11 protein-coding genes and 1 tRNA gene are annotated in these 13608 nt (G+C 57.5%); 4 read left to right on the top strand and 8 right to left on the bottom strand.

Annotation, left to right across the window (positions count from 1 at the left end; genetic code table 11):
* Positions 1-32 precede the first annotated feature (32 nt).
* Both OZX75_RS07455 and OZX75_RS07450 read right to left on the bottom strand, forming a co-directional pair.
* Positions 33-1076 (bottom strand): class C sortase, encoded by a 1044-nt coding sequence (locus OZX75_RS07455; RefSeq protein ID WP_277146011.1) that lies wholly within the window; start codon positions 1074-1076, stop codon positions 33-35.
* Between the two features lie 125 nt (positions 1077-1201).
* Entirely contained in the window at positions 1202-3094 is a 1893-nt protein-coding gene (locus OZX75_RS07450) for an isopeptide-forming domain-containing protein (RefSeq protein ID WP_277146010.1), read from the bottom strand.
* A gap of 611 nt (positions 3095-3705) precedes the next feature.
* On the opposite strand from OZX75_RS07450, the gene tgt reads away from it, so the two are divergent.
* From tgt to OZX75_RS07435, 3 genes are all read left to right on the top strand, one after another.
* Entirely contained in the window at positions 3706-5205 is a 1500-nt protein-coding gene (tgt, locus tag OZX75_RS07445) for a tRNA guanosine(34) transglycosylase Tgt (RefSeq protein WP_277146009.1), read from the top strand.
* A gap of 611 nt (positions 5206-5816) precedes the next feature.
* The gene (locus OZX75_RS07440) at positions 5817-6905 is read left to right on the top strand and encodes a nitroreductase family protein (RefSeq protein ID WP_277146008.1); all 1089 of its coding nucleotides are present in this window, start codon (positions 5817-5819) and stop codon (positions 6903-6905) included.
* Between the two features lie 313 nt (positions 6906-7218).
* Positions 7219-7304, top strand: a tRNA-Leu gene (locus OZX75_RS07435).
* A gap of 106 nt (positions 7305-7410) precedes the next feature.
* Here OZX75_RS07435 and OZX75_RS07430 read toward each other — a convergent pair.
* The 3 genes from OZX75_RS07430 to OZX75_RS07420 form a co-directional block, all read right to left on the bottom strand.
* The gene (locus OZX75_RS07430) at positions 7411-7746 is read right to left on the bottom strand and encodes a type II toxin-antitoxin system RelE/ParE family toxin (protein ID WP_277146007.1); all 336 of its coding nucleotides are present in this window, start codon (positions 7744-7746) and stop codon (positions 7411-7413) included.
* Positions 7747-7748: 2 nt separating this feature from the next.
* Positions 7749-8054 (bottom strand): type II toxin-antitoxin system Phd/YefM family antitoxin, encoded by a 306-nt coding sequence (locus tag OZX75_RS07425; RefSeq protein ID WP_277146006.1) that lies wholly within the window; start codon positions 8052-8054, stop codon positions 7749-7751.
* 98 nt (positions 8055-8152) lie between these two features.
* A complete protein-coding gene (locus tag OZX75_RS07420) occupies positions 8153-8728 on the bottom strand; it encodes an LOG family protein (protein WP_277146005.1) in 576 nt (191 codons plus the stop codon).
* 493 nt (positions 8729-9221) lie between these two features.
* On the opposite strand from OZX75_RS07420, the gene OZX75_RS07415 reads away from it, so the two are divergent.
* A complete protein-coding gene (locus tag OZX75_RS07415; RefSeq protein ID WP_277146004.1) occupies positions 9222-10235 on the top strand; it encodes a ketopantoate reductase family protein in 1014 nt (337 codons plus the stop codon).
* A 201-nt stretch (positions 10236-10436) separates the two neighbouring features.
* On the opposite strand, the gene OZX75_RS07410 is transcribed toward OZX75_RS07415, so the two are convergent.
* The 3 genes from OZX75_RS07410 to OZX75_RS07400 form a co-directional block, all read right to left on the bottom strand.
* Positions 10437-10880 carry a DUF3995 domain-containing protein gene (locus OZX75_RS07410; protein ID WP_277146003.1) on the bottom strand — a complete coding sequence of 148 codons (444 nt, stop codon included), beginning with the start codon at positions 10878-10880 and terminating at the stop codon, positions 10437-10439.
* Positions 10881-11069: 189 nt separating this feature from the next.
* Entirely contained in the window at positions 11070-12281 is a 1212-nt protein-coding gene (locus tag OZX75_RS07405; protein WP_277146002.1) for a MalY/PatB family protein, read from the bottom strand.
* Between the two features lie 453 nt (positions 12282-12734).
* Positions 12735-13526 carry a CTP synthase gene (locus OZX75_RS07400; RefSeq protein WP_277146001.1) on the bottom strand — a complete coding sequence of 264 codons (792 nt, stop codon included), beginning with the start codon at positions 13524-13526 and terminating at the stop codon, positions 12735-12737.
* Between the last annotated feature and the right edge of the window lie 82 nt (positions 13527-13608).

The raw sequence follows: 13608 nt of genomic DNA, 5'->3' as shown, positions 1-13608 counted from the left end.
CTCAATCGTTTCCTAGTCAAACATCAAAGATTTCAATTCGTATGCTTCCCGGCGCCTGCGCTGCGACCCCGGAATATTCCGTTCGCGTGCCAAGGCCACGGGAAAATGCGATGGTGGTAATACTTCACTCTCAGCACCGCCACTCCGGCCAGCAGCACCGCCACCATGGTCAGCACCGCCTGGAGCAACCCGTCACGCTGGTCCGATTTCGCGTCGGAAAGCGTTGTCCGCTGACCCGTGAGAATCAGACGGCTGGTGTTGATGCCATACGGCGTGCACGTCATCAACGTCACCAAGTCCTTGCCAGGCACCACCTTGTAGAGATGAGTGTCGCTCGGGTCGATGATGTGGATCGCGACGATTTTGTACGCCATCCGCTGCTGCAGGACGCTGACGAAGAAGACGTTTCCCTTGCGCAACCGGTCCAGCCTGGTGAACAGCAACGCGGTAGGAAGCCCCCTGTGCCCGCTCAGCACGGCATTCGTGGACTTGCCGCCGACCGGAAGGCTCGTACCGCGAAGATGGCCGACTCCTTTGGCCAGCACCTCGTCCGACGTGCCATGGAAGATAGGCAACTTCACCGAAATCCTCGGTATCTCCACAACGCCCATGGCCCCATCCTGTACATTCAACAAACGCCGATAGGTTCCGTTACGCAGAATCGGCGGAACCAATTCGTCTTCGATTCCGTCGTCCTTGCTTTGGTCCTCATCGTTGTCACCGTCGCCGGAGAACGGATCCTGGAACTCGCCCATATCCGATTGCCCCGATTGCGCGATGGCCACGTTGTATTGACGCGCAGCCAAAGTCTCGCTGCGAATCCTCTCCGGCGGCCAGTTGTTGACCGTGCCGCTGATGCCGTCCACCGCCGCTTGCTCCCGTTGCGCGTTGTAAGCCTGCATGACGGGGACCCACAGCACCGCCACCGCAAGCAGCAGCGCCAGCAGATTGTGCATGACATGTATGGCAATGCCGGACCAATCGCGCTTGGCAACCGTGTGGTGGTTGGCGAAAAGGGAATCGAAATCCACGTCCACGTCGACTACATTCGTAGTCACCGCAGTCCTTTTCGCCATATCCAACTCCTGCGCGTTTCAATTATTGGGGATTGTCGGCACGTAACCCGTACCGAAAATTCGAGGAGGCCTCACCGCCGGAAGAGACCAAACCCAATCTCTCCCGGCGATAAGACCTATAGCGTTCAGGCCTTCCTGCGAGCGGTGGTCTGATCGTGACGGCGCTTGAGCACTTCAGAACCCACGAAGAGCAGAGCGAGCACCGCGACGACAATCACCGCGAGCACAATGCCCGCGCCACCGGTAAGCGGCAGGTTGATGACCGACGGCACGTTGGTGACCACGACATCGCTGCTCTTGTCGACGGACTTCTCCACCAGATGCCAAATATCCTGCGTGACGCTGATCGTGACCGTGTTCTTCGACGTGTCGGTCGTAGTCGGGGTCAACGTTACCCGGAAGTGCGGCAGCATGACATCGCGGAGCTTCTGCGGGCTGGAGGCGGCGCCGGTCTGCTTGACGTCGTAGGTGCCTTCGGCCAAGCCATCGACAGCCAAGGTGCCGTCATCGCTGGTCACGGTGATTCCACTCTTAGCGGTTTGGCCCGCAACGGCCTCGGTGGTGTACTTGCCATTGCCCGCATCGAAGAACTCGATCGGCTGATCGGGGGTGTCCTTCGGAGCGATGGTGAAGACGGCACCCTTCAGCGCGGTGGTCTTGTCACGAAGCACGTTCTTGAGCTTGAAGCCATAGGTGTGCGTGGTGATGGTAGGACCGTCCACATCCGCAGTCGTGCAGTCGCCGGCATCGGCCGTCGAGCAGGTGTCTACGGTGGAGTGGTTCAGACCGACACTGTTGGTCGGGTTGTTCGCATCGGTGTTCTTCTTGAGCGAATACGTGATCTCAATCGTGTAACCGGGCTTGTACACATCGGGGTGGTTGAGCAGATTGTCGCCGAAGTTGACGACGATGCTGCTGGAGCTGCCAGGAGCCCCCTGCGTGAGCGTAGCAGTGTAATACGTATTGTCGTTCGTGCCGTTGTTCAGCAGGTTGGTGTCGGAGAGCGGGTCATCGGCCTTCTCCTTGACATACACCTTGAGCTTGTGCGCATCGTAGTTCGCCTTATCCGCCTCATCAGACGTATCGGGATTCGGAAGCGTGAAGCCCTTGCTCGGGGTATCAGTGACCTTGAAGACGTAATGCTTGAACCCGCCGGTCACCGGCACGGTGGTGGTCACATGGAACTTGCCCCAAGAACCATTGGGGATCGAGGTCTGGTCGGCCGTCTTGCCGATGGTCACCTCATCGTCCTTGACATTGACCACACCCAGCTCCGTGCCGTCGCCGTTGGCGAACTTGGTATACCCAGACGTGTTGCCGTTTTCAAAGACAGCGGTGCCGACAATCATCGGAGCCGAAACCTGAGAGTTTGCCGGGATCGAAGTGGACATGTCCCTGATGATGTACAAGCCTTGCGGAAGGCCGCTGAACGTCACCTTTTTGTCGGTCACGGTTCCCGTGTACGGGCTGCTCGCGAACTTGGCCTTCAACGAGCCGCTATTGCCTGCGAGCTCTTGGGCAACGTCGCGCAGCTTGCCGGTGTACGGGGCGGCGGCCGAGGTGGTGTCACCATTGGTAATGAGGGTATCGGCGGCCGAATAGCCGAGCATGGTGGCGGCGATCTGGCCGACAGGATTGCCCGCATATTCCTTAGCCAAGTCCTTCGTCGTAACTTTCGTATACGCGGCGGTCGCGGCGCTGTTGATATCCGAATCGTTCACAGTACCGACGCTCAGGCCGGCAAGCTGACCGCTATGGGCGGTATCAGTGGCCTTGGCGGCCATATCGTAGGTGCCGATACGCAGAGCGGAGAAGGAACGTCCGGCAACGTAACTCGCCTTCGGCGCGTTCACCGTCAACGTAGCGTCGTTCCCCGCCGAAAGCGCCATATGCGCGGCATCCGGCACATCTTCGTCGGCTGCATTCGCGCTTACGGCCCCAAGCGGAATCAAGGCAAGCAAGGTGGCAGCGGATATCGCCACCCCCAGTGTCTTGCGTAATGAAGTCCCAACTTTCATATGTACTTTCTCCTTCCACCTACCGGGCCAGGCGGTCCGACAGGCAACGTGTCTTCCAACCGAGAACGTCTCAAGCTGGCAGCAACCAACTGCGCCAACGTAACGGCCATTTTTACAACCTCCCACCTTCGTCGTACGTATTACAAACACGACACCGCACGGCACATACACCTTTTGCAAGGTGCATCGATGGCTTTGGCTGCAGAAAATAGACAGTTAATAACCTTTTGTGTGTCCTAAATCACACTACTTATATTCTACCCGAAATTAACATGTTGTAAGGCAAACTATTCCTTCAAACTACCGAATTTCAACGGATTTTATCGTCCTTCGTCAATGAATCGACATCCCGGAAACCGCCATTTGTCAGACAATTCGAACGTTTCGTAACATCGTTTGCTGCGATTTTGCCGTCATTCAGAACGCGAGAACATTTGCCAAAAAGCGCACGAAAAGCCTATTTTTTAATCTTACAGCTAAATACAAGGAGGAAAATGAGCACATTTTCGAACTTTGTGATATTCGACCATTCTCTTTTGATTGTCTATATTTTTTACAGTGGACATTTCTCCAAAATGCGTTCGTGCCATGGTTGAACATAAGATTGTGCTATGACCAATCTCAATGAATCTTCTGAACGGGTGGAAACTCTCGGCGACCAGACCAAAGAGACCCAACCTGCGCAAACGACCTCATCTTCCGGAAAATCCCATGAGGCGGCAAACGGTTTTAACCCCAACCCTGCATCCGTTGCCACCTCATACGCACAGGTCCGTTCGCACGCCGAGGTTTCGCAGCTGGCCGCGAGCGCTTCCGGACTTCTGGAACGACCTTTGGGAGCGACGCCCGGCAAACCCGGCGACCGCAGCAAGTTCTACTTCGAGCAAAAGACCCGGCTTTCGGATTCAGCTGACGGACTGGGGCGCGGCGGGGCGCGCTATGGCCGCACCGGTGTGATCCACACCCCGCACGGGGATATTCGCACCCCCGCTTTCGTGCCGGTGGCCACGCAGGCCGCGATGAAAGGCGTGCTGCCGGAGACCATGAAATCGCTCGGTGCGCAATGCCTGCTTTCCAACGCCTTCCACCTTTTCGAGCGCCCCGGCGAGGATGTGCTTGACGAGGCTGGCGGGTTGGCGCGCTTCGAGAACTGGGACGGGCCGACCTTCACCGATTCCGGCGGCTTCCAAGTACTCTCGCTGGGCGCCGGGTTCAAGAAGACGCTGGCGATGGACGTCACCGGCATGAAGTCCGACGACGTGATCGCCCCCGGCCGCGAGCGCAAGGCCTTCGTCGACGAGGACGGGGTGACCTTCAAGTCGCCGCTCAACGGGTCTCGCCATCGGTTCAGCGCCGAGATCTCGATGGGCATTCAGCACAAGATCGGCGCCGACATCATGTTCGCCTTCGACGAGCTCACGACGCTGATGAACACGCGCAGCTATCAGGAACGCTCCATCGAGCGCACGTTCCGCTGGGCGAAGCGTTGCGTGGCCGAACACCAACGGCTTACGCAGGCGCGGGTCGGCAAGCCGTACCAAGCGCTTTACGGAGTCGTGCAGGGCGCGAACTATGAGGATCTGCGACGGCGCGCGGCCTCCGAGATCGCCTCGCTCGACTTCGACGGCGTGGGCATCGGCGGCGCGATCGAGAAGCGCGTCATCGGCAACACCTGCGCGTGGATCTGCGACGAGATGCCGGAATCGCGGCCCCGGCACGTGCTGGGCATCGCCGCGGTGGACGACATCTTCGCGTGCGTGGAGAACGGCGGCGACACCTTCGACTGCGTGGCCCCCGCCCGCTGCGCCCGCAACGGCGCCATCTACACGCGCGACGGCCGCTACAACATCAAGCGCGCCGCCAACAAACGCGACTTCGGGCCGCTCGAGGAGGGCTGTGACTGCTATACGTGCACGCACTACTCGCGCGCCTACGTCGACCACCTGCTGCGCTCCCACGAGATCAACGGCGCGACGCTCGCGACCATCCACAACGAGCGCTTCTTCATCCGCCTGCTGGACGACATCCGCGCCTCCATCGACGGCGGCTACTTCGAGGACTTCCGCGACGAGACTCTCGCCCGCTACTACGCCCACGGTTCCAAGGGGTGAGCATAGCGCTCCGGCAGCTCTTGCTTCCTTTATTCCTCAACTTTCTCCACCGTAATTCTGGTGCGGGCAAACGGACTCTAATCACCGGTAAAAGCCCGTTTCCCCGCACCAATCTGCCTAAAACAATACTTAGTGCTGGTAAACGGACTCTAATGGCCGCCAAAAGTCCGTTTACCAGCACCAATCTGCCCGGCCGACACTTACCTGCGGGGAAACGGACTTTAGATCTCCCTTATCTACCGTTTACCAGCACTATCGTCAAAATTACCCTCCTACTGCTGGTAAGCGGACTCTAGCATCTGCTAATAATCCGTTTACCAGCAGTACGTTGTCATCCTCATTGCCAACGCGCTTGAACGGACTGCCGGCATCATTACCAGCCCGTTCAGACGCATAAGTCTGCGTAGCAACTTGCTTGCTGCCGGGAAACGGACTTTGAGCTCCACTTATGTGCAGTTTTCCAGCACCAGCCGCATCCATCCGTACAGTTTGAACGACAAAGTTCCATGCCCTGCCCGCTACGACGGCTCCGAACTGCTGCAAAATGTGTCATTCGTCACTTTCTACGACGCACCGAACTCGCTAAGCCGCAGCATACCAAGTCAATCGGTATGATGGAAACGTTCACCGACGACAGGCAGAGGGGCAAAATGGATCTGAACGAGGCGATGACGGAGCGCCATTCCGTACGTATGTATACCAACGAACCGGTAAGCAAGGATCTGCTCGATACCATCGCCGTCGAAGTCAAGCGCTGCAACGCCGCTTCCGGCCTGCATTTTCAGATGGCCGCCGGGCTTGACGACGCGTTTTGCGGTTACAAAACCCATTACGGACGGTTCGCCGGAGTTCACAACGCCATCGCTCTGGTCGCGAAAATCGACGTTCCCTACGATTTGCATCCGAAGAAGAAAGCCTCGGCGGCACAGGAAAATCTCACCACAAACGTCACCAAATCGACCTTTGCCGCGACCGCAGGCGTGCGAGCGAACGACTCGGTACCGCAGTCGAACCACGCTCAAAACTCAGCCACGCAACCTAGCGACCCGGTTCCTGCCGATGAAGCCGAAACCGAGGAAAAGGTCGGGTATTACGGCGAACAGCTTGCGCTCACGTTGGTTGGGCTTGGGCTGGATTGCTCATGGGCCGTGCTCGATGACGCTACAACAGGCTGGTGGCAGCTGGAACCTGGCGAGCGCATGGTGTGGATCCTTGCGTTCGGCCACGCGGCACGCCCCGGCGCCAAGCACCACAGCAAACCGCTGGATTCACTGTGCTCACTGCCTTCCAGTCTCGGCAAAAACGGCGAGGCACCGACGCTCGCCGATGCGCCCGCATGGTTCCAGCGCGGCATCGCGGCAGCCTCACTCGCGCCGACCTCACTGAGCCAGCAGCCCTTCCATTTCACGCTTGAAGACACATGGACCAATCCAGCGACAGTCCCCGACCCGGCCAGCCGACAGCCGACACGATCCGCCGCCGAGGGCTGCCAAATCAGCGTTATCCCAGACGCCACCCACCACACCGATATCAGCCGTACAACCTTGACTGCGCCAAACGATTTTGAAACCACAGAAGGCGAGTCGCTACCCACCGTCAGCGCATGCGTCACCCCCGGCCTCTTCGCCCACGTCGGCTTGGGCTGCGCCAAACGCAACTTCGAAATCGGCGCCGGTACCAGCAATTTCGCATGGGCCTGAAACTGACTCGTCCAGAGCTGCTTTTGAACGCAGTCGCTCACGTCACTTGTACACCACACCCTTCAGCCGCTGCGATGAAAATCAGCATAATGAGCCGAATTTACTGAGTTTGCTCGCATGCTCAATCGAACATGCGATGAAAATCAGCCTTTTTACGCCATTTTCTTGATTTTCCTCGCATCTACAACGATGGAGGCACCGAGCCGAACACGACGACGGCGGCAATTAGTCTGCCCCCAGCCACGTTCACAACACGCAACGCAGCCGTCCCCTTGCGCTCGTCGGCACTGAGCAGTAACCTTATTATTTGTCTGCGAGTATGGCGGAATGGTAGACGCGCTGTCTTCAGGTGGCAGTGAGCGTATGCTCGTGGGGGTTCAACTCCCCCTACTCGCACCAGATTTCAAACTCCCGGAAACATTGGATCACCAAGTTTCCGGGAGTTTTTGATTTTCAGCATCAAGCAGTTTTGCCTGTACATTGCCCACCGGAGTTTATACACCCTTCACTTCAGCTGCTTTGATAAGTCCCTGCGTGCATAAATAACTCGTGCAACTGTCACTTGTCTGCGAGCTTCCTCAATCCAGTAGAAAATCTCATAATTACCGACAGACTCACGCCGATATTCGTGTGTCAATGTTCCTGGGGCTTCATATAACGGCCTCGAATATGGCAACTGCGCCAAACTCTCAAAAGCAGCGTAAAAATTATCGGCGTAACGCAACGCAGCGGACCGATTCTCAAGACTCTCGGCAATATAAGCGACAACCTGCTCGACATCTCGTAACGCTATCGGCAGAATTGCGACTTTATAGGATCCACTCTGATTCTTAGCCTTCATTATCAAGCCTTCGCAGCGGTCTCATTACCTTCAGACGCGCGGCCAATCGCAGATCGCATGGCTCGCAACGCCTCCTTCGGCGAAAAACGTTGATCGGTCATCCCCTCTTCACGCTCGGCTTCCAGCAGTGCCGAATAGACCTGGCTGTCGTATTGCCGGTTCTCATACGCCTCCATACTCATGACCACCATGTCCCCGAATCCGTTTTTGGTCAGAAACACGGGCTCTTCGCTCTCGTGGACACTGCGAGAAATATCTGCGAAATGATTGCGCAGGTCTGAAACCGGACGAATCTGCTGTACTACCATAAAGCACCTCCTGATCTATAATTTTAGCATAATTATGCTAAAATTGATGTCCATGCCCATTGCTCCAATCCAAGTTCCCCGAGCGTGTTGTTAGCCGGTTACTTCCGCTCGGGGAAGGTACGGATTTGCGGGGGCTGGTAGGTGGCGGCGAAACGGGTGATTTCGTCGACCGAATCGGTGACCAGCAGCTTCGCGCGGTCGGCGGCGGTGAGGAAGCCGGCCGCAACCATGCCGTCGAACATCTGCGCGAGCGGCTGCCAGTAGCCGTCGAGGTCGAAGAGCACGCAAGGCTTGTCGTTGAGCCCGATGCGCGATGACGAAAACGCCTCCGCGATCTCCTCAAGCGTGCCGGGGCCGCCCGGGAAAGCGATGAGCACATCGCCCAGCTCCATCATGCGGCGCTTGCGCACGTCCATGTCGTCGACGACTTCCATCGTCGTCAGGCCCGTGGCACCGGCGTTGCGGTCGATGAGCATCTGCGGCATGATGCCGTGAACCTTGCCGCCGCCGTCGAGCACCGCCTGCGCGACCGTGCCCATCAGCCCGACACCGCCACCGCCGTAGACCAGCTCGCCGTCGTCAAGCCCGGCGATCCACTTGCCAAGCCGCTTCGCCGCAGCCGTATACTTCGGGTCATTCCCGCTCGCCGCGCCACAATACACCGTAATCTTCATTGTCATTCTCCCCTTTACTCGTCGCCGATTCCATTACCAGGTCGGCCAATTTCACCCAATTATAAGCCGTCCGCGATCGCCGGCACAGTCACCGTTCCACGCGCTCATAGCCAATGTTTCACCGTAGCCCAGCGCAATCCGGCATATCGCAAGGAACACGAATACCCACATGGCACGAAACGACACCAGACAGAAAGATAGGGAGATACGACTCCACCCCCAGCCGACGTCATGCGACAACACAACACGGCATTACACAACGTCATACAACGCGTTACCAGGCAGCCCGGCGCTAGACAAAAATGTATAAAATACCCATTTTATTCGTCCACGATATGGAATTGGCCGCTCCGAGCTGGCCAACATCGCGCATACTACGAATACCGATGACGGCGCTATACAGCGTATCCGCGCAATCGCGCCGTACATCGTCGCCGAACCGTAGCGGCCACAACACCGCAACCGGAGGTGAGAGTAGAAGAGGAGTAACGAAATGAAGTACGGAATCATCGGCGCCGGGGCCATGGGCCTGCGATACGGCGTGCTGCTGCAGGAGAAGGCCGGCAAGGACGTGGAGTACGTCGAGCCGTGGCAGCCCAACGTCGACAAGATCCGCGAGCAGGGCGGCGCCTACGTCTCGCGCGACCACGAGAACCGCCATCTGGTGAAGGCCGACATTTACTCCCCCGAGGAGTACGGCGAGAAGCTGAAGCGCGAGGGCGGCGACCCTGACGTCTGGATCATCATGCTCAAGCAGATGCAACTTGAGGACGCGCTCAAGCGCTGCGCCGACGCGGGCATCTTCAAGGACCATCAGGTCGTCTTCTCGGCGATGAACGGCTGGGGCCACTTCGACAAGATCCTCAATTATTTCCCGAAAGAGCGCATCTACGGCGGCACCGCGATGGTCGCGTCCGTCTTCAACGGCCCCGGCGACGTCGACTTCATCGGCAAGCCCGGCGCCGGCACCATGCACATCTGCGCGATGACCGAGGAGATCACCGACATCGAGAAGGAGATGGTCGCCGACCTCGACAAGACCGGCTTCAACCCACAGGTCACGCAGAACTTCCGCGGCACCTGCCTGGCGAAGGTCATCTTCAACTCCGTGATCAACTCGCTGTGCACGATGTACGAGATCACGATGGGGCAGTTCATCTCCTACCCCGGCGCGATGGACATGGCCCGCCAGCTGATCAACGAGGCCTACGACGCGCTCGAACGCGACGGTTTCAAGCCGATCCAGGACCGCGAGGCCGCCGTCAAGGAGGTCGATTACGTCAGCCGCGTCGCCAACCCGCTGCACTACCCGTCGATGTACCAGGACATGCACAACGGCCGCAAGACCGAGGTGGACTACATCAACGGTTACATCGCCGAGGTCGGGCGCAGGGTCGACAGCCCATGCCGCACGCAGGAGTTCCTGCGCCACTGCCTGCACGTCGCCGAGCTCGCCTTCCAGATCCACAAGAAGGAAGCCGCGGAGGCCGCTGCAACAGCCAAGTAACGCGGCCGGTTTCGGTTAGGCGGCAGACGATAGCCGGCTCGCTTAAAGGTCGGTAATCCGTCAGCGCGTTAAAAGGGACGATTGAAATTCTCAAAACGTCTTTTTTGATGCGCTTTCTATTGCTTTTATATAAAAACTTTTGTATAAAAATATCGAGCTTATACAACGCCTTGCTCTGTATTACATAAGCAAACCGCGGCACTACCCTATCCAAACCAAAGCGCCAAGGCTCAGCGCGAAAACGAAGCAAACCGGGGTGTATAGCCGTGTATCCCAGTATGCAAAAACCGTGTCGCGTTCGCGCTTGAAGAGGCCGACCACGTTGGTTTCGCCGATGAAACGTACAAAGAACACGAGCGTCGCAACGCCGAGCAGCACGCGCACGACGATGTTCGGGCTCACCCAGTCCATCACGAGCAGCGCAATCTGCACAACGAAACAGAAAACCACACACCAGGCGGCCCAAGCCGGCGGCTGATCCCCTGCCTTGACGTGCATCAGATGCGGCTTGTAGTCGTGTTTGTAGGCAGGCAGCACGTATTCGGTCAGCTTCGTGCCGCCGCAAGCCCAGTAGGCGTGCACCGAAAGGATGGCCACGCTCATCACGATGTCGAGCACGATGAGGATATGTTTCAGCAATTCCATGCGTTCCATGGTATCGCGTTCGGACAGTTCATATCCGCTTCCATCACCATTGCATATAGAGGTATCGCTTTGAATGCTAGCCGCTTTACGAGGTGCCGCTATTTCTGCCGATCAAAGCATCCATTACGGCACCTCGCTCACGCATAACAGACAATGCCGTCGGCGTAAACGGGCTATTACCGTAGAACCTCAGTCGACGAAAACGTATTTGCTCAACCGCTGCATCGCTTCCTGCACGCGGGAAAGCGGCAGGGCGACGTTCATGCGGATGGCGCACGGGGCCTTGAACTGGCGGCCGTCCTGCACGGCGACGCCGACGTTCCACGCGCGCTTCAAGAGCTCGTCGAGCGTGACGTCGTGCGCCTCGCACCAACCGGTGCAGTCGAGGAAGAGCATATAGGTGCCCTCGGGGTGTGCGAAGGTGACACCTGGGAAATGCTCGGCAAAGTAGTCGCAAACGTAGTCGACGTTGCCGGTGAGTACGTGCCGCAGCTCGTCCAGCCACTCGTGACCTTCGGGCTTGTAGGCGCCGATGAGCGCGTGCATCGACAGGACGTTCATCTCGTTGTAGACGGCCTTCGAGCTGTAGGCCGTCACGCGGTCGCGCAGGTACTTGTTGTAGATGATGTGGTACGAGCCGATCAGGCCGGCGAGGTTGAAGGTCTTGCTGGGTGCGTAGAGCGCGACGGTGCGGTTGCGCGCGTCCTCGCTCACCGACTGGGTCGGGATGTGCTTGTGACCCTCGAGGATGATGTCGGACCAGATCTCGTCGGAGATGACCACGCAATCGTTGGCGCGGTAGACCTCCATCGCCTTCTCGATCTCCCAGCGCTCCCAGACGCGGCCGCAGGGGTTGTGCGGGCTGCAGAAGACGGCAACGTGGATGTTGTTTTCCTTGATTTTCTTGTCCATGTCGTCGAAGTCCATGCGCCACACGCCCTTGTCATCGCGCTTGAGCGCCGAGTGGACGATATGGTAGCCGTTGGATTCGATGGCGTTGGTAAAACCTACGTAAGTCGGCTGGTGCACGAGCACCGAGTCGCCGGGCGTCGCGAAGGAGTGCAGCGTGGAGACCAGCCCGCCGAGCACGCCGTTTTCGTAGCCGATATCTTCAGCTTTCAGCCCAGTCACGCCGTTGCGCGTCTTCTGCCAATCGATGATGGAATTGTAATACTCGTCGCTCGGATTGAAATAGCCGAACGCCGGGTGCTTCGCGCGCTCGATGATGGCGTCGGTGATCGTAGGAGCCGTGGCGAAATTCATGTCGGCGATCCACATCGGAATGACGTCGAAGCCGTCCTTCGGCGCCTCAGGCGTGAACCCGGGCCGTAAACCCAGCCCGTCCACCGCGATGGCATCCTTGCCGTGCCGGTCCATAATCGACGTGAAATCGTACTTCATAATCCTTCTCCTTCTGTGCAACATCCTATCGTGGTATCGCGTCAGCCCGTCATATACCATCAGCCGTTGCATCCATAAGACGTCACTTTACAACCGCTGATCACGATGAAATGCCAAAGCCATGTATTTATGAGACCTCAGTCAACATTCTTATCTAGCGAGTACGCAGAATGAGTTGTTACTAGCAGTAAATAGGGTATGTGTGCAGGAAAGAACGCATTTGAACTTGCTAAATGAGTTGTTACCAGCACATCAACCCCACTTACTGCAAGAAAAGGCGCATTTCCGGCTTTCGGCGAAATGACCTTCGTGACGGTTGGAAGGCACACATCAGAAATTGGGACAGAGGAGCGCAAGGGCTCCGATACCAGCAAACTTCAGGCATACACAACAATGCGGTACGCCAGGCATGGCTCTGAACTCACGATTCAGTTGCTATCCATATTGATGCAATCATGATTCAAGCAAACGCGACCTGCTATCTGCAAACGGTATGCCCGCGGCCAGAAGCTTATGCGCCAAAGCGGCTTTCCCAAGCACTTCACGATAGTTCGTACGAATCAAATCCGTGACACCGGCCCGGCGCAAAGCCGATTCTCGTAACCGTTCCTCGTACACAACTTGTTCGGTACTCCTCATCCGCGTCATAGCAGGATTGACATACTTTTCGTTGCCATCAAATTCAAGGACGACCATACGCCCGTCGGCAAAGCGCCAAGTAAAATCGGCTCGGTATTCATTCCGAGGATTTGCCGGATCAACAAAAACCCGCTGCAATTGCGGAATCGCAAAACCCTGCTCGATTATCACAGCCCTGCAAAGCGACTCACCGCCGTTCTCGCTGGCGGCATCGGCATAATGCAGAAGTTTGAGCACCGGACCGACATCGGCGCGCACCGTATCGCAGGCTTCCAGCACAGATTCCTCGTTGACGCAACATTTGCGCAACGCTGCATCAAACATTGGCAGCACTTCATCGAATGAGTATCGGAGGGCGCAATCGACCAACGTTCTTGCGACGCTAGTCACCTTCACACCTTGCACGGTATACGCCTTCAAGGAGGCTACGAATATCCTCCGCAAATGCGAATCACCGGCAAGATCGACAGACCCTGAAGTCGCGATCCAGACCAATCCATCGCAATGCAATCTCCACGGGTGATCAAGGCCCCAAACCACCGCCGCACTCACACCAGCGAAAGTCCAATTAGGCTTGATATGAGCCAGCGCTTTGATTACATGCATCGATTGTTGCTCCGGGTTGAGCCCGTGCCAATACTCCGCCCTCGCATACGTACGATAATATGGTCTCACCAATTCGCCGGAA

The sequence above is a fragment of the Bifidobacterium sp. ESL0800 genome, assembly GCF_029395355.1.
Lineage (GTDB): Bacteria > Actinomycetota > Actinomycetes > Actinomycetales > Bifidobacteriaceae > Bifidobacterium.
Note: the sequence above shows the minus strand (reverse complement) of the source record. Positions and strands in the feature narration are given on the sequence as shown.

Excerpts from the sequence above, each read along its gene's own strand:
- OZX75_RS07410 (WP_277146003.1), bottom strand. The coding sequence starts at position 10,880 with ATGGAATTGCTGAAACATATCCTCATCGTGCTCGACATCGTGATGAGC.
- OZX75_RS07450 (WP_277146010.1), bottom strand. The coding sequence starts at position 3,094 with ATGAAAGTTGGGACTTCATTACGCAAGACACTGGGGGTGGCGATATCC.
- OZX75_RS07430 (WP_277146007.1), bottom strand. The coding sequence starts at position 7,746 with ATGAAGGCTAAGAATCAGAGTGGATCCTATAAAGTCGCAATTCTGCCG.
- OZX75_RS07405 (WP_277146002.1), bottom strand. The coding sequence starts at position 12,281 with ATGAAGTACGATTTCACGTCGATTATGGACCGGCACGGCAAGGATGCC.
- OZX75_RS07455 (WP_277146011.1), bottom strand. The coding sequence starts at position 1,076 with ATGGCGAAAAGGACTGCGGTGACTACGAATGTAGTCGACGTGGACGTG.
- tgt (WP_277146009.1), top strand. The coding sequence starts at position 3,706 with ATGACCAATCTCAATGAATCTTCTGAACGGGTGGAAACTCTCGGCGAC.
- OZX75_RS07440 (WP_277146008.1), top strand. The coding sequence starts at position 5,817 with ATGATGGAAACGTTCACCGACGACAGGCAGAGGGGCAAAATGGATCTG.
- OZX75_RS07425 (WP_277146006.1), bottom strand. The coding sequence starts at position 8,054 with ATGGTAGTACAGCAGATTCGTCCGGTTTCAGACCTGCGCAATCATTTC.
- OZX75_RS07400 (WP_277146001.1), bottom strand. The coding sequence starts at position 13,526 with ATGCATGTAATCAAAGCGCTGGCTCATATCAAGCCTAATTGGACTTTC.
- OZX75_RS07420 (WP_277146005.1), bottom strand. The coding sequence starts at position 8,728 with ATGAAGATTACGGTGTATTGTGGCGCGGCGAGCGGGAATGACCCGAAG.
- OZX75_RS07415 (WP_277146004.1), top strand. The coding sequence starts at position 9,222 with ATGAAGTACGGAATCATCGGCGCCGGGGCCATGGGCCTGCGATACGGC.